The organism is Undibacterium sp. FW305-107, from assembly GCF_058788535.1.
Window position 1 is genome coordinate 127,377 of record NZ_JBYTAV010000003.1, and the last position, 23,638, is coordinate 151,014.

General features: G+C 49.4%; 1 protein-coding gene. It reads left to right on the plus strand.

From position 1 onward, the window contains the following. A complete protein-coding gene (locus AC3WQT_RS07725) occupies positions 1-23,637 on the plus strand; it encodes a DUF4214 domain-containing protein (RefSeq protein ID WP_492703291.1) in 23,637 nt (7,878 codons plus the stop codon). The last annotated feature ends 1 nt before the right edge of the window (position 23,638 follow it).

Consider the following 23,638-nt stretch of genomic DNA (forward strand, 5'->3'; position numbering starts at 1 on the left):
ATGGTTGCTATCGTAGGTGGAAATGGCGTTGGATTGAATCAGGCTTCATTGGCTCCTTTGGGTGAGCGTGGTAATTTGGGGCAGTCGGGATCGAACAAGACAGGTGAAAAAACCTACGTCAACGTAGCAACTGGCAACGTCGTGATACAAGACAATGACGCCCTTCTGGCAGGTCGTGGTGACGATGTTTCTCTATTACGTACCTATAACAGCCAAGGCAAAATGTCCGACGACAACGGTGACGCCTGGTGGATCAACGGCTATCGCCGCATCACCAATCTCACCGGTACATTGAACACCGCAGGCAGTGAAGTTGAACGTGTAGGCCAAGACGGCAGTGTCAGCAAATTTGTCTATGACGCTACCAGGCAGCTTTATGTTGCAGCCCAAGGCAGCGGTCAGTTCGACACCCTCAGCAGCGATGGCACGACCTGGACCTGGACAGACATAGCCAGCCACCAGACAGAAACCTACCAAGGTGGAAATGGTTACACCTGGAAGCTAGCCACAGCCAGCGACACCAGCGGCAACGTCACCAGCTATACCTACAACGGCGAACTGCTGTCCAAGATCACCAACGCCAATGGCGAATCGGTAGAGTTCATCTATACCGGCAACAACCTGTCCCAGGAACGCATTGTCGCCGCTGACGGCAAAGTCACCAGCAACACCCGTTATAGTTACGATACCCAAAACCGCCTGAGCCAGGTCCTGCTCGACCTCAGTCCAGAAGATGCCAGCATCACCGATGGCAAAGTCTACGCCACCAGCTACACCTATGTAGGAGCTGGTAATCTCATCGACAGCATCACCCAGACAGACGGCAGCTACCAGAAATTTACCTACGTTACCGTAGATGGCGAATCCCGCGTTGCCAGCATCACCGACGCCTACAACAACGTCACCAGATTCGACTACGACACCGTCAATCGTCAAACCAAAGTCACCGACACCTTTGGCAACGTCACCGTCTACACCCTCACCACAGACAAACGCTTCGACAGCATCACCGCACCCGCAGCCAATGGCCAGACACAAACACTACGCTACGGCTACGACAACTACGGCAACATCACCAGCCTCACCGATGCTCTGGGCAATGTCACCAGCTACACCTACGACACAGCTGGCCACCTGCTCAGCAAAACCGATGTAGCCGGTAATCGCACCGACAACACCTACGACGCCAATGGCGACCTGATCCTCAGCACCCTGATCCCCGCAGCAAGCGCCAATCAGTCCACAGGCCCACAAAGCACCCGCTTCGTCTACGGCCTGCCCGGCCAGTTACGCTTCCAGATCAGTGCTACTGGCACAGTCAGCGAACTACGCTATGACAGCGCAGGCCAAAAGATAGCCGAGATCCACTTCACCAACGCCAGCTACCCCGTAGCTGGGCTAGGAACGAGCGGCACACTCACACTGGGCCAACTGCAAAGCTGGAGCACCTCCCAGGTCCAAAGCAACACCACCCGCAGCGACTACAGTTACAACACCCGTGGCCAGCTCAGCACTACCACCACCTACGCCAAGATCAATGCAGACGGCACAGGCGTAGCTGACGGCAGCCAAAGCATTACCCGCTATACCTATGACGTCACAGGCAATCTCCTGATGACAGTCGACGCCCTCAATAACCAAACCAGCTACACCTACGACGGCCTGAACCGCCTCACTGGCACCACAGACGCCTTACAAAAGACCAGCTACACCGAGTATGACGACGCCAACCACAAAATCGTCCAGCACAATGCCAGCGGCCGCATCGACACCCAGGTCTACGACAATCAGGGCCACCTGCTCAGCAGCACCCTCGGTGGAGAACTCACCACCAGCTACGGCTATGATGCCCTGGGCAGACTCGTCTACGCCAAAGATCCAAGCGGCGTAGAACAACTGCACATCTACGATGCCGCAGGCAACTTACAAGCCGACGTCAATGGACAAGGCGAAGTCACCCAATACATCTACAACGTAGCAGGTCAGCGCGTACAAACTATCGCCCGTGCCAATGCACTGACAGATACCCAGTTCCAGCAACTCAAAGGCCAGGTAGTACAAACTGGCAATGCCTCTACACCCGCCAACATCAGCGTCATTCCTGTGACAGCCAGTGCCAGCGACATGATAGCTCGCACCCTGTACGACAAACTGGGAAGAGTAGCCAAAACCATCAGCCCGCTGGGCGAAGTCACTGAGCTGCAATACAACGCTGCAGGCAATCTGGTTGCAAGTATCCAGCGCGCCAATACCCTCAATCCGTCCAGCGTAGGCGTCAATGCGACGGCAGAAGAGATACAGGTAACAGCAGACCCAATCAAAGACCGCAGCAGCTACCGCTACTATGACCAGGACCAGAAATTAATTGGTACGGTGGATGCAGAAGGTGGGATTGTTGAATACCGCTATGACACCGCAGGGCGTCAGACTACGACGATTGCGTATGCAACGCAGAACAAGAATGCGCAGGTCAACAGTCAGTTGAGCGGACTCATCACCCAAAATCCGGCAGCGGATGCGCTCAGCTATAACTTCTATGATGCTGAGAACCAGTTGATCGGTACGGTTAATGCCGAAGGTTATGCTACTGACTTCGTGTATGACGCAGGCGGTCATGTGGTCCAAAAAACGAGTTACTCAGTAAAGTTGACATCAGTAAATGCTGCACAAACCTGGGGAAACATCCGTCCTCAAAATGATGCTGGCAGGCAAACACTGCAACAAAGTTTTGACAAATTGGGACGTCTGAGTGCGAGCAAGTTTAATGTTGGCAATTCTTCCACTCCTAATGCCACAAAAAATATGCAATACGCATATGATGTAAATATCGGTCTATTGTCGTATGCAGTGCAAGACGACAATAGAGGTTTTAGGCGTGCAGCAAATACGGCCTATGATCAATATGGCAGGGTTATTGGTACACTGGCGGGAAATGGCAGCGAGGTGTTGCGTAGCGCATCAGGTTCTGCAGCGATCGCCCAGGTGTGGAAAGACTACGGCGTTGCATATACCTATGATGGAGCCAATCGCCGCACTAGCAGCATTGACCAAAATGGTCATCGTACCCTGTATTATTACGATCAGGCAGGGCATCTGACTTTTACCGTCAATGCAATGGGGGAGGTGACAGAACAGCGTTATAACCATCTTGGGCAACTGACAGATACTATTCAATATGCAAGCCGTCTGACAAGTTTGAATACGTTGAATGGCGGTCTACAGACTGCAGAGTTCAATCAAAAAATCCAGGTGATAGTCAATCCTGTGGACGATATCAGGACCAGTAACACTTATGATTTGGATGGTCGTTTGCTCACAGTCACTGATCCAAATAATCAGCTTACCCGTTATACCTATGATCAGTTTGGTCAACAGATCAAGATCACTGATGTCAGGCACATTGATACTGAACTGCATTACGACAAACGTGGTTTAGTCACAGACACCATACGTGATGCGGCAAACCTGCATCAGACCGTACATACAGACTATGATGCGTTCGGCCGCGCCTGGCGGACTGTGGATGCCATAGGTAATGTCACGCAACAGCAATTTGATAAGTTGGGTCAGGTTGTAGAAGTGAAGAATGTAGCAAGTGGAAATGCTACCCAAACAACCTATGATGCGTTCAGCAGGGTTTTGACACAAGTTGATGCAAAGGGAGCCACGACTCAGTCTTCATATGCGTGGGGACCTGGAGGCATATCCGTTAACATGAGGTCTGCTGAAGGAATTTCTACAGCGAGCGGCTTTTTACGTACCGGTGAAAAGTCAACTCAAAATGAAGCGGATGGCTCATATGTGAGCTATACGTTTGATAAAGATGGCAATGAAATTACAAAAAGTTCCTCATATCGACGTTCTCTATACGACAATGTCGTGGGAATGGCTGCAAATAAGACTTATGACAAGGCTGATCGTCTAATTCTAAGTACTGATGAAAACGGTAATAGAACGACCTATACTTATGACGATGCTAATCGTTTGCTGAGTAAAACCTTGGACGTGGCCAATGGCCAGCCGTTGGTAACCAGCTACAAGTATGATGCATTAGGTCGTCAGATTGAAATGACTGATCCAGAGAATAGAATTACGAAGCTGGTGTATGACCACAAAGGTCAGTTGCTACAAAGTGTGGTTGATCCAGATGGCTTGAATTTAGTCACAGAATTTAATTATGACGAAACTGGCAAAACCCTCAAGATCACTCAAAAGAGTAGCACTAACGTCATCGCGTCAATACAAAGCTACACCTATGACGCCCTTGGCCGTCGCATAACTGAATCTCAAGATGGTGGCACTACGATTAGCCGCCAGTATCAATATGACGCCAACAACAATGTTATCAGTGTTACTGATGTCCAGAGACATGTTACTCACTATGCCTACGACAGCCAGAACCGTCAAATATTGAGCATAGATACTGCAGGTAATGTAACCAGTACCACATATGACGCCAATGGTCGCATCACACAAGTACGTTGCTATGCGACTGCTATTGATGTAGCGAACATGCATAGTGCTGCTGACAGTGTAACTTTACTGGCTTCTATTCCGCCTACGAGCGCTAATGACCAAGTGTCTTATCGCTATTATGACAAAGACGGTCGCATGACTGTCGAGGTAAGTGCTTTGGGTGAAGTTATTACTCACGCCTACGATGGTGCGGGCCATGTTGTGCGTAACACGCAATTGGCGACCAAGATCACGCTTCCACCACCTGTAGATTTTAGTTTAAGCCTGGTTACTACCAGTGCTCTCGATCTTATCGAGTCGTACTCCTATGATGCCGCCGGGCGTGTTGATTTTAAAATTAGTACAGATGGCAGCGGAATCGGATATAACTACGATAAGGTAGGCAATCTGACAGTAGTAACTAATTTTCTCGATAAGATAAATCCAAATGATATTCCTGTCGGTGCCAAGGGAGATGTCATCATACGTTTTTTGAGTTACCGAAGAAGTATCGAGCGCCGTGTCTATGACGAAGCTAATCGTCCAATTTATATCCTTGCACAAGATATTGCCAACCCAAACCGAAACTCTTTAACGCAAAACATTTATGAAGGTACGCGGCTTAAGCAAACGATTCAGTATGAGAATCCAATCTATTTAGGTTCAACGAATTCTTTTTATGGTGATGCGACAGCGATAAAAAATGACATCAATGAATATCTCAGTGTTGATGTCACCAAAGACATAACCACTAGTTATACCTACGATAACTTAGGCGGTGTACAAAGTACGACAGTCAGTGTTGGAAATACAGGCAGCACAACATTCGACAAGAACGGGCGCATATTGAGTAGAACCGATGCTCAAGGGCAGACGGAAAGTTACACCTATAATAATTTGGGCGGTAAGGCTAGCGTTACTATTAAGCTTGGCAGTTTTACTTCCAAATCGACGTATGACGACTCAGGTATCCTGCTTGCACGGATGGAGACTAATACCGATGCACAAGGCAAAACTGATATTAAAACGTATGACAAAGATGGCCGCTTGGTTAGTACGAAAGATATTGACGGTTTTACCCGCAACTATACCTATGATACAAATGGTCTCCTGTTAACAGAGGCCGACAGTTCAGGTAATATCAAGACTTACAGCGAAGGACGCATACAAAGTGTAGCTGATGCTCAAGGTACGGTCGAAAGATATAGCTACAACAGCTCCGGTCAACAATCTAAAGCAGTCTACGATAGTTCTGGTCACTTATTGAGTGCTACCGACATTCAAGGAAAAACAGAAAGTTATACTTATAATGCTCTTGGTCAAAAGACCACCTACACAAACAAGCAAGGTGATACGACTACCTATAGCTACGACACTAATGGCGTACTCAAAACGGTAACTACGACAGCCGCTAATGGCACAAGTACCAGTTTTGATAGTAGTGCTTACTCGAGTAGCAAGCAAAACCTGGCTCTGGTAAATGTGGGTAGCAGCAAGACTGGTGAACTCACCGCAGTTGATCTCGCCACTGGTAATGTGCTTGTAAGGGACAGCGATGCAACGATGGCAGGTCTTGGCAGAGATGTTTCTTTACTGCGCACCTACAACGGCCAGGGCAAGCTGAGTGACGGCAATGGTGATGCCTGGTGGATCAACGGTTACCGCCATGTTTCTGGATTAATTGGTAGCGTTAACACTGCAGGTAGCACCGTCTACCGCGCTGGTCAGGATGGCAGTGCCGTTCAATATGTCTTTGATGCTGCTCGACAGCTTTATGTTGCAGCCCAAGGCAGCGGCCAGTTCGACACCCTGGTCAGCGATGGCACGACCTGGACGTGGACAGACACCGTCAGCCACCAGACAGAAACCTACCAAGGTGGAAATGGCTACACCTGGAAGCTAGCCACAGCCAGCGACACCAGCGGCAACGTCACCAGCTATACCTACAACGGCGAACTGCTGTCCAAGATCACCAACGCCAATGGCGAATCGGTAGAGTTCATCTATACCGGCAACAACCTGTCCCAGGAACGCATTGTCGCCGCTGACGGCAAAGTCACCAGCAACACCCGTTATAGTTACGATACCCAAAACCGCCTGAGCCAGGTCCTGCTCGACCTCAGTCCAGAAGATGCCAGCATCACCGATGGCAAAGTCTACGCCACCAGCTACACCTATGTAGGAGCTGGTAATCTCATCGACAGCATCACCCAGACAGACGGCAGCTACCAGAAATTTACCTACGTTACCGTAGATGGCGAATCCCGCGTTGCCAGCATCACCGACGCCTACAACAACGTCACCAGATTCGACTACGACACCGTCAATCGTCAAACCAAAGTCACCGACACCTTTGGCAACGTCACCGTCTACACCCTCACCACAGACAAACGCTTCGACAGCATCACCGCACCCGCAGCCAATGGCCAGACACAAACACTACGCTACGGCTACGACAACTACGGCAACATCACCAGCCTCACCGATGCTCTGGGCAATGTCACCAGCTACACCTACGACACAGCTGGCCACCTGCTCAGCAAAACCGATGTAGCCGGTAATCGCACCGACAACACCTACGACGCCAATGGCGACCTGATCCTCAGCACCCTGATCCCCGCAGCAAGCGCCAATCAGTCCACAGGCCCACAAAGCACCCGCTTCGTCTACGGCCTGCCCGGCCAGTTACGCTTCCAGATCAGTGCTACTGGCACAGTCAGCGAACTACGCTATGACAGCGCAGGCCAAAAGATAGCCGAGATCCACTTCACCAACGCCAGCTACCCCGTAGCTGGGCTAGGAACGAGCGGCACACTCACACTGGGCCAACTGCAAAGCTGGAGCACCTCCCAGGTCCAAAGCAACACCACCCGCAGCGACTACAGTTACAACACCCGTGGCCAGCTCAGCACTACCACCACCTACGCCAAGATCAATGCAGACGGCACAGGCGTAGCTGACGGCAGCCAAAGCATTACCCGCTATACCTATGACGTCACAGGCAATCTCCTGATGACAGTCGACGCCCTCAATAACCAAACCAGCTACACCTACGACGGCCTGAACCGCCTCACTGGCACCACAGACGCCTTACAAAAGACCAGCTACACCGAGTATGACGACGCCAACCACAAAATCGTCCAGCACAATGCCAGCGGCCGCATCGACACCCAGGTCTACGACAATCAGGGCCACCTGCTCAGCAGCACCCTCGGTGGAGAACTCACCACCAGCTACGGCTATGATGCCCTGGGCAGACTCGTCTACGCCAAAGATCCAAGCGGCGTAGAACAACTGCACATCTACGATGCCGCAGGCAACTTACAAGCCGACGTCAATGGACAAGGCGAAGTCACCCAATACATCTACAACGTAGCAGGTCAGCGCGTACAAACTATCGCCCGTGCCAATGCACTGACAGATACCCAGTTCCAGCAACTCAAAGGCCAGGTAGTACAAACTGGCAATGCCTCTACACCCGCCAACATCAGCGTCATTCCTGTGACAGCCAGTGCCAGCGACATGATAGCTCGCACCCTGTACGACAAACTGGGAAGAGTAGCCAAAACCATCAGCCCGCTGGGCGAAGTCACTGAGCTGCAATACAACGCTGCAGGCAATCTGGTTGCAAGTATCCAGCGCGCCAATACCCTCAATCCGTCCAGCGTAGGCGTCAATGCGACGGCAGAAGAGATACAGGTAACAGCAGACCCAATCAAAGACCGCAGCAGCTACCGCTACTATGACCAGGACCAGAAATTAATTGGTACGGTGGATGCAGAAGGTGGGATTGTTGAATACCGCTATGACACCGCAGGGCGTCAGACTACGACGATTGCGTATGCAACGCAGAACAAGAATGCGCAGGTCAACAGTCAGTTGAGCGGACTCATCACCCAAAATCCGGCAGCGGATGCGCTCAGCTATAACTTCTATGATGCTGAGAACCAGTTGATTGGGACTGTGAATGCAGAAGGCTATGCTACTGAATATAGCTACGATCTTAATGGAAGACTGACGCAGACTCTGCGCTTCAGTAATACAGCAAATATCATCAATTCTGGTGCAACTTGGGATGCCGTCAAACCAATGACAGATGGCTTAGTGACACAACGATCTTACGATGCTCTTGGTCGAGAAAAGACCAATGTTGGTACTAATGGATCGATCAATGTTTCCTATTATGATGATAAGACCGGTTGGTTGGTCCAGCAGGTTACTAGTCAGGGAACGATACATAGTAGATTTCAAAATCAGAAATATGATCAGTTTGGGCGTGTTATAGGGGCTTTATCTAATATCGGGGCGGTTGACATGGCTGGCCCTGAAATTTCAGATAGTACATGGGCTACCTATGGTGTTACTTACACCTATGATGTTGGTAATCGCCGTACCAGCAGCACGGATCAAAATGGCCATCGCACTCTATATTATTATGATCAAGCAGGTCACCTAACCCACACGATCAATGCCCTGGGAGAAGTAACAGAAAACCGTTACAACCACTTAGGTCAGCTAACAGACACGATACGTTATGGCACACGGTTAGTTGGTGTGGCCAGTTTAACTGGCGGTCTTGTTACATCCTCGTTGACACAAAGCTTGGCAAGCATCACTGACAGTAAATTGGATAGTGCTCAACACCTGACATATGACCTGGATGGACGTCTCACGACGTCAACTGATGCTGGTGGTACTGTAACTACTTATACCTATGACCAGCTTGGTGAACGTACCAGCGCCACAATTGCCATCAGTGATACTGAGAATGTGATTAATAAAACTACCTATAATAAACTTGGCCAAGTTACTGAAACAATACAAGATGCGAATGGCATCAAGCAAACCATCCACACTGACTATGATGCTTTCGGTCGTACCATTCGTTCTGTTGATGCCAATGGCAACGCTACCACCCAAAAGTTTGACCGTTTGGGCCGTACGGTAGAAGTGCTCGATCAGACAAGCACACATAGCAACAAGACTAGCTACAACGCATTTGATCAAGTATTAACTTTGACTGACGCAAAAGGAAATGCAACTACATATACCTATAATAATAGGCGCGCTACTCCACTAACAATGGAATCTAGTGCAGAAGGAATTGTTACCTCAAGTCAGGTCAATGCTTATGGACAGTTAACTACGACGATAGACAGCAATGGTATTATCACAATACGTCTCTACAACAAAAATGGCGATCTCGTCAGCAAATCGATAGATCCTACTGGTTCCTCGCCTACGATTGAACAGTTTGAATACGACAAAACTGGATTGCTCAAAGAAAGCACAGACGCCAACGGCAATAAAACCACCTACGTCTATGACGACGCCAATCGCCTGATCAGCAAAACCCTGACCATCGCAGGCAGCGCCCCATTGGTCACGACCTATGCCTACGACGCCAAAGGCCAGCAAGTCGAAATCACTGACCCGAACAACGTCAAGACAAAACTCGAATACGACCTCAAAGGCCAGTTGATCAAACAAACCGTTGATCCTGATGGTTTGAAACTAGTCACAGAGTTCAGTTACGACAAACGCGGCAAGACCCTCAAAGTCACCCAAAAAGGTGAAACACAAGACCTGGTACAACGCTATGTCTTCGACAAACTTGGTCGCCGCATAGAAGAATATACTGGTACAACACTGACACGCAGCTATCAGTACGACGCCAATAACAACGTCATCAGCACGACCGATGCGCTCAACAACGTCACCCGTTTTGCTTACGACAGCGAAGACCGTCAGATACTGGTTCTGGATGCAGCAGGTGGCATGCAACGCACCGTCTATGACGAAAACGGTCGCATCAAATCCGCGCGTCGCTATGCTACTGCTGTCAATCTTACTGGTCTGAGTGCACAACCGACACGCGCCGCGATGGAAGCACTGATCCCGGCAGAAACCGCGCAAGACCGATTCAGCACCAATACCTACGACAAAGATGGCCGCGTCATCAGCACCGTAGATGCTCTCGGTGGCGTCGTCAGCTATGTGTATGACGTCAGCAATAATGTCGTCAAGAAAACCAGTGGCGATGGCATCAATCCTGCCAATGACCGCACACAGTTGTTTGCCTATGACGGCATGAACCGCCTGACGGTCAGCATCGCAGCAGATGGCAGCGTTACGTCCAACGCCTATGATGGCAATGGTAACGTCACCAGCACGACCTCCTATGCAAACCGCATCAGCACAGCAAACCTGGCAGTTGGCGCAACGACCCAAACCTATCTGAACCAGGTACAAGTCAATGCCCAGCAAGACCGCACGACACGCTTTGTCTATGATGCCGCCAATCGCTTGGCGTATAGCGTCGATGCACAAGGCTATGTCACAAAAAATACCTATGAAGGCACACACCTTAAATCAACAACGCAATACGACCAGCCAATTGTAGTTGCGAACAGCAACTTGGCAAGTATCCAGGCAGCAGTCAATTCTTCTGCAAAAGACCGGACCAGCTCATATGAGTATGACCATGCCGGTCATTTGCTCAAGACCACGGATGCAATGGGCTTTACTGAAAAGTACACCTACAACAGCCTTGGTCAGAAGGGCAGTTTCACCAATAAAAAAGGAGCTACCTGGACTTACACCTACGATGCAGTAGGCCGCCTGGAAACAGAAAAAGCTCCCGCAGTTGAAGTTGCCACAATTGATCTTAAAAACGGTGCCAAGTCCTCCAGCAGTGCCATGCTTGCGCTGGAAACACGCTTTGTTTATGACGCTGTAGGCAATCTCAAAGCCCGTATTGAAGCCAGCAACAGCGATCAGCAAAGAAGAACCGAATACACCTATGATGCGCTGGGTCGCCAGATCGGCGTAACCTATCCGCCGGTCGATGTGACTGACAGCAGCACTGGCGTTACCGTCATCGGCAAACAACTGACCACCCGCGTCACTTATGACACACTGGGCAATGCAGTCAGCAATATTGATGTGGCTGGCAAGCGTAGCTACAAAGTCTATGATCAATTGGGACGCGTCAGGTTCGATATTGATGCCAATGGCTATTTGACTGAATACAAACGCAATACCTTTGGTGAAGTGGAGTCTCTGATTCGCTACGCCAACGACAAGCGCGATACCAGCAGCGAAACAGCACCGACCCTGGCGCAAATAGTGCCACTCGCCAGTGCTAAAGATCGCCAGATCAAAACCCAATACAACCAGCTTGGACAGGCAGCCGTAGTAACTGAGTCAGTATTTTATGGTTCAGACGGCACGCATTATGAATACCAGGCCAAAGTCACGACCAATACCTATAATGCATTTGGCGAACTCAGCAGCGCAGCGGTGGGGCGTAATGTGTATGACGCCAATGGCAGCCTCTTGCAGGCAGGTGTTGATGTTGCCACCACCCGTTATGCCTATAACCAGCGTGGCCAGCAAGTCGCCATATTGGATGCAGAAAATTATCTCACCCGTCAACAGTTCGATGCCTACGGCAATGTTATTTCGCATGTCGAGTTTGCGGCGGCTTATGGCAGCCTTGCAGCGAGCTGGACGGGTAGTGATGCTGGTTTGCCGGTGGCAGATGTTTCTCTCATCGGCGGAGCAAGTGACCGCGGCGTTCACTATGAATACGATCTGATCAACCGCAAGATCAGCGAAACCAAGCTCAATGTTGAATTCGCCCAGCTCAGCAGCGTTAACCGTACAGATGTTAATGCACATGGTTCAGTCAAAACGCAGTACGGCTACGATAAACTTGGCAATCTCGTCTCAACGACAGAACAAGAAATTGACAGTGGCCGCGCAAGCTCTGGCATCAGCAATATTGGCCTGATTACACGTACCAGCTACATTACCTATGACATGCTCGGTCGGGTAGCGTCGACAACTTCAAGTGGCAGTGGTACCAGCAATACCGGCGTTTATACTGTCTACAAGCGTGATGCCTATGGCAATGCGGTAGTGACAAGCCAAACCCCAATGACACAGGGAAGTCAATCCGGCAATCCATTGATGACCTATATGGGTAGTATGGACGCCGGTCAGAACCTGCTTGAAGGCCAGGCACTGTACTCAGCCAATGGCCGCTTCCAGTTGGTTATGCAGTCGGACGGTAATTTGGTGATGTACGACAGGCAGCAAGGTAATGCCAGTGCGCCTGGTCTCATCTGGCAAAGTGGCACACATGCACCATCCGGCAATACAGGACTGGCAGTGCAGACCGATGGCAATCTGGTGATTTATCATGCAGGTGCGCCATTGTGGCAGTCCTCCACCAGCGGTAGTGGTATGGTGCTGCGCTTGCGCGATGACGGGAATCTGGTCCTCACCAATGCCAGCCAGCAAATTGTGTGGCAGACAGCGACCATCATTGCGCCAAGTGCGGCTAGCGCAGATGTACGTGAAAGCTATGCCCAATACAATGCATTTGGCAAAGTGACCGATAGTGTTGATGCGGCAAACAATCGCAGTCACCAGTCTTATGACGCCAATGGCAACCTCGTCGGACAACAACGCAAAGTGACGGACATCAATGGTCAGGTCGTCGGCAATTCTGACAGCTCAGCTATGGTCAGCATGGAATATGACGCCACTGGTAAACTGGTGCGTACGGTAGAGCTTGGTGTTGCCGGCAGCAGTGATACTACGGAAACCCGTTATGAATACAATGCCTTTGGCGAGCTGCAAAGACAGACTGTCAATGGCAAAACCACCTTGCTCAATGAATACGACAATGAAGGTCATTTGTGGCGTACCACCAGTGGTGGTATCACCAAAGTCATGCTGGTTGATCAGGAGGGGCGCAATACAGTACAAGTAACCAGTGCTGTGGACCTCAACGGTTTTGCCGATGCCAGTGCGGTTGCCGCACGTATTCAGACAGATGGTCAGTTCACCTCATCTGTCACGCGCTATGATCATCTGGGTCACGTCATCGAACGACAGCTCCCCAATGTCGGTAACAGCAACAAACTGGAAGTGACTGCACAAAGCTCAGCGCTCAGTTACAAGGTGATTGGCACCATCGATAACAATAGCACTAATGTTAGCAATGGCAGACATGACCCTAATGAGCCTAAAGGGCAGACAAGTGACGTCAGTAACAGTGCATTTACTGGCTACAACAACGTGCAGATCACGATGCCGGATATGTCCACATGGGGATATGGTGATGTCAAAGTCAGTATCCAATTCAAGACAAAATTGGATCCACAGGGCGGATCACCGACCTTAGGCCGCATTGATAAAGTCTATGAAGCCATGCAGGCAAAGGGTGTATTGGAAGTCTTCTGGAATAATGATCCAGCCTGGGCTCTTGCTGCACAAGACAATATTACTGAAATTGTCATTAGCAAAAAGGACGCTACTGGCCATTGGATTACAGTCAACAAGCTGGGGCCAACCCAAAGTAATTCCAATAACGCTATCCTCCAGATAGTTGCGCCAATAGATCTCAACACAACGCCGAAATTGCGTTACCGTGTCAAAGGAGATGTCAACTGGTCGGAAGGCAAGCTCACCAATTTTGGCAATTTCTATATTTTCAATCCTCAGGATGGAAAATACGTAGCAGACACAGGCAATGCTCAAGGAATTAACCGTGCCCTGGCGGAGGGAATTTACGAGTATGAAGTTGACTACTCGCAAAATAATGTAGGGGTTTCTCATAGCAGCGGTAATATGACCGTTGGTTATGGTGATGAACGTATAAAAATTGCGCAATTGTATGTTGCATTGCTAAACCGTGCGCCTACAGATACTGAGCTCAATGCCGCGGTCGATGCTTCCCATGGAAAGACCCTGGATCAGATAGCTCAAGCCATGCTGAATCGGTCAGACTTGGTCAATCTGTCAGTGGATGCTATCTTGGATCGCATCTATACCGGTGCGCTTGGCAGGAATATTGATGCTGCTGGCAAAACCTATTGGGTGGCACAGTGGAATAGTGGTACCACTAATGCTCACGGCAGTGTTGTTGCTGACATTATCCGTGGCACCGTTGCCTACACGGGTGACGTTGCTGCAATTATTGAATCAAGCAAGCTGTTCAACAACAGGGTATCGGTTGCCTTAACGTATGGCGCCGAATTAAAAGGTCATGACATTAATGTAGCGACTCAAATCCTGCTGAAAGTGAGCGCAACCGATACGACTGTAGCATTGGCAGTTGGTAGCGTCGGCAATCTGGTTACCGACGCACAAGCTCGCCTTCAAATGACTCGCTTGTATGTCTTGCTGCTGAATCGCAGCCCTGAATTTGCTGGCCTCGATTATTATGCTGGTGAGTTGAAGACCAAATCGCGCACCATCAATGACGAGGCTACTGTCATTCTGAGCCAGAGTCCGTTGGCTGGAAAATCAAATGATGTTATTGCCAATACCCTCTTTGATACAGTCTTGAACTGGAAAGATTCAGCAGCAAAATCGGATTTCTTGCGTGAATTGAACAAAACGACGACCCTCGCGCAAAAAGCGACAGTCATTCTGAGTCTCATCGATAAAGTTGTTGACAATACTAACGTCGATTTCGAATCGCGGCAGGCACAACAGTTATTCAATAACCGTGTCAATGTTGGCATGTTGTATGCCAATTCCTTTAGCTTAAAAAGTGTCGAGGATGCTGCCACGATCAATGCCCTGGTCACAGCGACAGACACACTGACTGCGATCAATGCAGTATTTGCCAAACTCGATGCTGCGCAAAACAAACAACTGAACCTGACACGCTTATACGTCATGCTGTTCAATCGCGCTCCAGATCCCAAGGGTTATAAATACTGGCTGCAGCAAAGCAATCTTGATAGCAACATTAGTTTCAGCACAATCGCCAATGCGATCTGGACTGACAAGTTTGCTACGGTAAACAACATTGACCTTGTCAAGCAAATCTATGTAAACACCCTCGGTGGTGATGCTGCGTCGATCACGGAAAGCAATCAATGGGTGCAGGAACTGAACGCAGCTGGGCAGCCTGGTGCCGCCAGCAAAGGCGAAGTGCTGGGACGCATGATCAACGATCTGGTCAATCCATCCGGTTCAGCGAACTTCAGTAGCTATGCAAGACAAGTGTTTACTCTTAAGTCGGCCACTGGCATGAATTTTGTGGCGCTTGGTGGTGGTGACGTTACTGAAGCTACAGTTGCATTGTCTGCCGTTGAGTCAGACCTGAAGTCCATGAGTGCCAGCCTGGCATTGCAACAGGCCAAAGCAAATGTAGCTGCTGCAAGTGACAAACTTGCCAAAGCCCAACAGGGTGCAGATGCGACCAAGTTAGCCGCATCCATGATTGCCTATGAGGCCAGTGCAGCTGCGTTAGCCTATGCGAAAGCACAATTGCAGTCGACCTTGACTGATTTCACAAAAGTCGACAATGATCTGACTACAGCTCAAAATAACCTGAACACATGGGTTGAACAGAAAAAAATCGTAGACAAAGATCTCAGCCTGGCGACAGCTTTAGTACAATCCGCCGACAGTGCTGTTGCATTTGCCAATGCGGCTGTACAAGCCGACAATGCAATTGCAAATCAGGCAGCACTGGCAAGAGCACAGCAAGCAAAACTTGAAGCCGAGATTCAAGAAGGCTTGGCAAAAGTAAATCAACAAGGTGCAGCAAAAGCTCTGCAAGACGCACAGGACAATGTGCAGCGTCTGAAAGACCGACGCGATGCTCTGGAAACGGCTAAGAAAACCGCTGCCGATAATTACGCGGCAGCTGCCGCTGATTTGACCCAGAAAACGAATGATCGCGATGCTGCACAGAGAACGGTCGACGACAATACAATTACGGCTGCAAATGCTTCTGCTGCCTTTGCGAAAATTACTGCACCATTAACATCTCCAAACAGATTAACTATTTACCAGTTGTACAACATAATTTTTGGTGAGTCTAATCCAGATTTGGCAGGTGTGCAGTATTGGCAGGCGACTCTGGACAGTGGCAGGATGACCGTCAAACAAGTCATACACGCTATGTACTTCGACCCTTCACGCAGGGTAAATTACCTCTCTCCGTCAAGTTTCTTCAGCCGTATTTATAGCTCTTCGCTGAATCTCTCCAGTAGTGATCCTGGAGCAATTTGGTGGGCTGATACCCTGCAAAATGCACCTGATGACAACAGTATTTATCCAGACCCATTGGGCAGACCAGACAAGGCTGAACAGATCTATACTTTCTATAATGGGTTATTAAATGAGGCTTATCAGGGGCCGTATGTAGGATACGCAAATCTGCAAAGGGTAAGCACACAAAGTAAAGACGCGGGTGCAGTTATCATAGCGCGTGCGCAATCAGATTTTGATAATGCGACTGCTGCATTAGCGCTGGCGAATAAAACCCTGGGTGAGAGAAAAGGGTACATGGCCGAGGCCGAAAATCGACTCAGGAGCACACCGACAGATGCCCAGGCGATAAGTGATTTCAATGACGCAAAATCCAGCTATGACTTGGCTGCTGGGAATTTAACGCCATTCCAGACTGCTTTTGACAATGCCGTTATTGCTGTTAACGCTGCCCACGGCTGGGTTGACTATTTCCAAAATCAAGTCAATGGCCTGCAACCTGCTGGTGGTAATTCGTCGCCATCAGGCGATGTAATGAATACACTGGTCGGTGCACTTTCTGATTACACGGTCAAGAAAGGTTTGGCAGAAGATGCACCCAAGTTTGCGAAAAAAACCAGTGAAGCACTGGACGCAATTTCCCAGGCCAATCCTGAGCATCTGAAGCAAGTATTGCAACTATACGTTTTGCTGTTCAACCGTACTGATCCTGATTCTGCTGGCGTTGCCTATTGGGTGACCCGCATGAAGGAAGGTATGCAGATCGTTGATATTGCCACCAGCATGTACCACGACACCAATACTTATGTAAATGAAGGGCTGGATAAAAAAGATCCAAATGTCTTGATGGCTGGTATCTACACGAATAGCCTCAGTCGCTTCGATAACGATACAGCAGGAGTTACCTATTGGGCTAACAAATTAAAAGCTGAACCAGCACAGACTCAAGGTGCTATTTTTAACGCCCTGATATTCAGTGTTTTAAATAACGAGAATCCTGATGCGCAGTTCCTTGCGACGCGTGATAAATTTATTGGTAAAGTAAATTTGGCAGTGTCGCATGCAGTAAGCAACGCTAGCAATGCATTGGCTGTTGCCAATGCTGCGGTAACAAAAACTGCCTCCGATGCTTCGCTTGCATTGCAACGATATTTGGCATTAAAAGATGCTGCAGGAACCGCTGGCGCAAACATCTCTATTCCAACCACTACGGCAACAGCGACAAATCTTGCATCCATACTGCAAGTCATTATGCTGCTGACGAATAATCAGAATATTGCCCCCACTTTTACCGTCAAGATGGGTGGCTGGATAGATGGCATTGCAACTGGCAAAGAGACAGTAGATAGTATTGCAGGCAAAATTTATACTGAACTCAATCTGAATTCGGTCGGTAGTTATAGCCTCATCCAGAGTATTTATTACGGAGCATTAGGGCGTACAGCGCCAGATCCGCTGAACGGTGAGTCGTATTGGGCTTCACGTCTGGATACCGCTAGACAAAGTGGTGAGGCGGCAATAGGCAATGTATTTAATAGCCTCATCAGTGGCCTGGCAAATGAAACCAGTGTCATCTCTGTTGCGTTTGCAAGTCGCAGGCTTTTTGATCAAAAAGTCGCTACTTTCATTTCGAATTTCCAGAGCGTTCAACAGGCATTTATTAATTCCGTTCTTATTCCTGCCAAATATGGTGATGGTCAGGTTCTGATAGAGGCACAACGTACATTTGAGCAGGCAAAAATAGCGTCTGACACCGCGCACCAAAATGCAAGTGCAGTTTATGGCGTATCAACTGCACCAACAATTTCTGCGACGGAAGCACAAAAGAGTGTTGCACGCTTATACGCATTAATGTTTAACCGCGCACCAGAAACCTCAGGCCTCAGTTACTGGAGTGCAAGCGTGGGCAGTACAAACCTCAGCAGCATTGCCCAGCTCATGCTCGACGGCGCCAAGCCAGGTGATTTGCCCGCTGGTTTAAGCAACGCTGGCTTCGTCAATTTAATGTATAGCAATTTAGGCAGCACTGATAGCAAAAATATCGCCACTCACATCAATGATCTGTCCACCAAAACTCGTGGACAAGTTGCATATGAAATCCTCAGTGAAACCATGAGTAACGGTACCGCTGATCAGGCAAGTGCAGACAGATTAAGATTGCTGGCGAATAAGACAGCTGTTGGCCTGACCTATGCACTGACCATGAATGGTGACTCCGTTGGTGTCGCCCGTACACTGTTTGCCAATGTCACTGCGGACAATGCTACAGCAGGTATCAATGCAGCCCTCAATACGAAGCCCGCTGTTTACGCACGCACGCAAGTAGCTAGCCTGTTCATCATGATGTTTGGCCGCGAAGCTGATCTGGATGGATTTGATCATTGGGCAGAACGTGTTCCCGCCATTGATGCACCATTGGCAGACCGCGTAATGTTTGTCCAAAACATGATTAGCGGCGACGCAGCCCAGACACTGGAAGCCTATAGTCTCAATGATACCGACTTCATCAACAAAATATATACTAATGCCTTTGGTCAACAACCTGACGCAGCAGGCAGAAATTACTGGTTGCAACAACTGGGTTCAAAATCCCGTGCAGAAGTCATACTCGGCATTATGTATGACACACAAAACAGCCCAGCCAGCGCCAGTGCTGATGCGACGACACAATTACAGTTCAGGCTCAATCAAAAAACCTTTAATGAAAAGCTTTCGTCAGCACTCAATCATTTGGCGGTACTTGAACAAACCAAACTGACTAATGCTGGTCAGGTTGACCAGGGCAATCTTGATCAACTCAAAACAGCCGCCTCGGTCGCCGCCGGTCTGGCGATCGCAGCCGATCTGGCCGCGTTGCAAGCCATGGGTGACATAGGCAGAATAAGTCAGATACCAAAGGCGGCTGATATCAGCTGGATTCCTACCCTCAACATCAATAACGGCAGCAACAGCACACCAGTTGCACCTGCAGGTTACAACAGCATCATCCAGACCAATGACCGTTGGGGCAATGTACTCAGTGCAACAGACGTACGCGACCCCAAACTGCTGACCCGCTACCACTATGACAGCGACAACCGCCTCATAGAAACGACACGAGTCGATGGTGTAAAAATCACCGATGCCTACAACAGCCTCGGCCAAAAAATCGGTGCAATGGATGCCAATGGCAACATCAGCTTCAATGTCCTTGATGCCAGTGGTCACGTACTTGAAGAACACCGTGCGGATGGCCACGTCGCCCGCCAGGACTTCAACGCCTTTGGCGACAGGACAACCTATACCGATGCTACCGGTTACCAGACCACGTTTAAATACGATGCCATGGGCCGTGTCAGTTCGCAAACACAGGTTGGCGCGGTCAATGTTTACCATTCCACCGATCTGACAGCAAACGGCGGTGAAGAGTATGAAACCACCAAGCAACTCACCATCAGCTACAAATACGATGAGCTGGACCGCCGCATCCAGACTACAGACGCCGCAGGCGGCATCCTGCGCACCTGGTACGACCTGCGTGGCAACGTCATCAAAGCCGACAATGAATCGCATACGATCGGCAGCAATGGCACCCAGACCACCAGCCGTTTCGATGCACTGAACCACAAAGTCAACGAAACAGACGCTATCAATGGCCAAAAGAACTGGGTCTACGACATCGCCACAGGCCGTCTGGCCAGCAAGACAGACCTGGGCGGACATACCACCCAGTACGACTACAACTACTACAACCAGGTCGTAGGCGAACATGGTGACGGTGTCATCTACAAAAAAGACATCAAAACCACCTACAACCAGCTAGGCCAGGTACTGACCATCCAGGATGCCGGTACCAGTACCTACACCTACTACCAATACGACGTTGCCGGTAACCGCCTCTCAGAAAACGTTACCCAGGTCAACAACACCCATGTCAGCGTATTACAGGACAATCACCTGTCCTACGACAAACTGGGCCGTCTGGCCGTCGTCCAGACGGACCGCTACTCGCTCACCTACGCCTATGACAACAACGGCAACCGCACCATGGTATCGAGCTACTACGTCACCGATACCGCAGCCAGCACAAATGCCAATGGCGAACTCGTCAACACCGTAGGCGGCAACCAGATCAAAAGCAAGGAGCAAATCAAGACAACATGGAACACCTATGACGCCATGAACCGCCAAGTCATTGTTGACGGCGTCAAGGCCGAAGGCATCATCGGCATCAGTGCCGAGCAAGGTCACCAGTTCACCTATGACAACGAAGGCCGCCGTCTCAGTGACACCAGCTACGGAAAAAAAATCACGAGTACCTCTGCCAACGTCCTGGGCATCCCCGTCACCATGACAGGCACTACCGCAGGCAATGTCACCGAAACCTACACCTATGACGCCATAGGCAGGTTAAACACCATCAGCCGCGATGGTGTTGAAATAGACAAACGCTACTACAACGCCAACAGCCAGTTGGTACGCAGTGGTGTCAGCAATGACCTTATCAACCAGATCCGTGGCAATGGCGACCTCAAGAAGTCCTTCCAGGATGCCGGTGTCAGTGCTGAGTTCACTATCTATCAATACAAGACAGACAAGATAGACCAAGTCGATATCCAGCAAGTGCATACTGCCATTGCGGGAGCAGAACTGAGCGGTACCCGGTTCATCTATGACAGCGCAGGCAGACTCACCCTCTACACCAAGGATACCGAAACCGTTGTTGGCTACCACTACGATGCCGAGGCCCAGTTTGACCAGTATCAGGCCAGTGCAGTTGTAGGCAACCGAGGGGGCGGCGAAGCCAAGACGCTGAACAAATATGACGTCAACGGTCACTTGACGTCAGTGACCGATAGCACCGATACCAGCAACAAGCGCAGTCTGTTTGTAGATACTGCAGGCAACATCTTGCGTAAAGAGCAAAAAAATGACAACACCTATAGCCTTTTGGTCAACGGTGAACTCATCGGCACCAGCAGCAAAGACTACGTCAGCGACACCATCAACCAAAGCTACGTCAAACAAAGTGCTTTGTCAGGCAATGGTCCAAGTATCTACGTGTCACAGCAGGGCGACACCCTGCAAAGCATTGCCAAGACAGTCTGGGGCGACGCTACCCTGTGGTATCTCATTGCTGACGCCAATGGCCTGGCGACCACTGAGCCGCAAAGTGGGACTAAACTCCTGATACCAGCCAGGGAAGTATCCGGTGGCAACAGGACGGACACCTTCAAGCCATATAACCCTGGTGAGATCATTGGTGATACCACACCGAACATGCCTATGCCGCAAGGGCAGGATGGTGGATGTGGGCCAGTAGGCATCATTGTGACAATTGCTGTTGCCATCATTCTGACTGTATTAACAAAAGGTGCTACGTCCCCTTACCTTAAAGCCGCAATTGCAGCTGCATCCTCGACAGCAGGGCAATATGCTGCTGTTGCAGCGGGTGAGCAAAAAGAAGTCAATTGGAAAGGTGTAGCGCTTAGTGCAGTGAGTGCTGGTATTGCCAGTGGATTCAATTTCCCGATAGTTTCTAACGATATTTATGTTCAGGCTGCCGTGAAAGGCATGGCACAAAATGTCATCACACAAGGCGTGGCAATTGCCCTGAATCTGCAGCGCGACTTCAACTGGAAGAGTGTCGCGGGAGCAGGTGCAGGTGGAGCTGCCGGTACCTACGTGGGTGGTGAGCTTAAAGGCGCATTTGCAGGCTTGGGTGAGCAAGGACAGATGATTGCCCAGCAGACCCTGACAGGATTTGCAACGGGAATGACAGCGACCCTGGTGCGTGGCGGGAGGATGTATGCTGGTCAGGTGTTGGTAGATGCCTTTGGCAATGCCCTGGGTGAGAGCCTGGCTACTGGAAACGTAAGTAGTAAGGAAAATACATCTGAATCAGACAATGACAATATTTTCAGAAGACGTGGTCCATTCGATAGCTTACTTAATCCAAGCAGTTATACGTCAAAATTAGGATTCCCTCGTTTCCAAGGATGGGGATCGATAAATAACGAATCTTATGCCCTGGATGGAAATAGTCTTTCTACTTACTTGACGCGTGATTCTAATCAGATGTCTGAATCAGGTTTAGACGCAGCGATGAATGGTTCGCTTGCTGTAAGTGGAGGATCTTTTACAGAACAACTTGAACGAGCAAGAAGACTTTGGACGCCATCTGTACACGTTGTAGGCAGTCGAATGACTGAAGACGAGAAATTGGGCTACGACATTGTGGAGCATTTGAAAAAGCAGTCTCGACAAGCTAAAGCGGCAGAAGAAGATGTCTCTTATGTTGAGAGAGCCGCTCGTGGTGTATTCGGTGCACTTGATTCGGTGACCCGGCAACCAATATTACAGGTGCGTGATTTAGTTTATGGCGGTTTTGCGGTTGGATACAACGAACTATTTCGTAGTAAAAATGCGCCTGTTTTCCTTCCTGAAATGACAAGTAATATCGCTCGGGCTTATTCTAAAGGTGCGTCAAGGTCAGACATTTTCTTTCAATCTAATCCGGTAACGGGCGTTGCGTCCATGGTCATGGATTCCGGTATTGCGCTACATGAGCGTCGCTACGGAGACGTGTTTGAAACCGCTGGTGGATTATTGGGTGGATTTGCAATTGGTGCAGGTGTAAATCGCTATGGGAATTATAATGTTTCCTTTAAACCAAATTTTGCTACTACTAATGGCGCTGTTTTACCTATTCCTTTTAGGTTGATTCCACCAGAAGAGCTAGCTAGTTTTGCTGACGGACCTTATTCGTTGTTGAGTGAACGACCTCAAAGGACAACTGTAGCCCCGATATTTGGAAATGTAATGGGGCCAAATGACGGGCCGCAATTACCTCAATGGAGAGGATCAGTTGATTATTCTGGTTTGACTGATTCACCGAAGGTTGGCCCTGGTAAGGACTTTACTCGCGCCCAAAAAGTTAATATATATGAACAAAATCAGCTCAATAATGATGGGTTGCTTCGATCGGATCTTGATGGGAGACTATTGGTTTTACCAAGTAAAAGTATGTCTGGTGTAACTCCAAAATTTTATGAAGCGCAAGTTGACCATATTACCCCTCGTAATCCATTAAATCCTGAGAATGTGAAAGGTACAAATAGTTATAGCAATGCCCAAGTGCTCTCGAGAGAGCAAAATAGAGCAAAATCAAATAATTAGG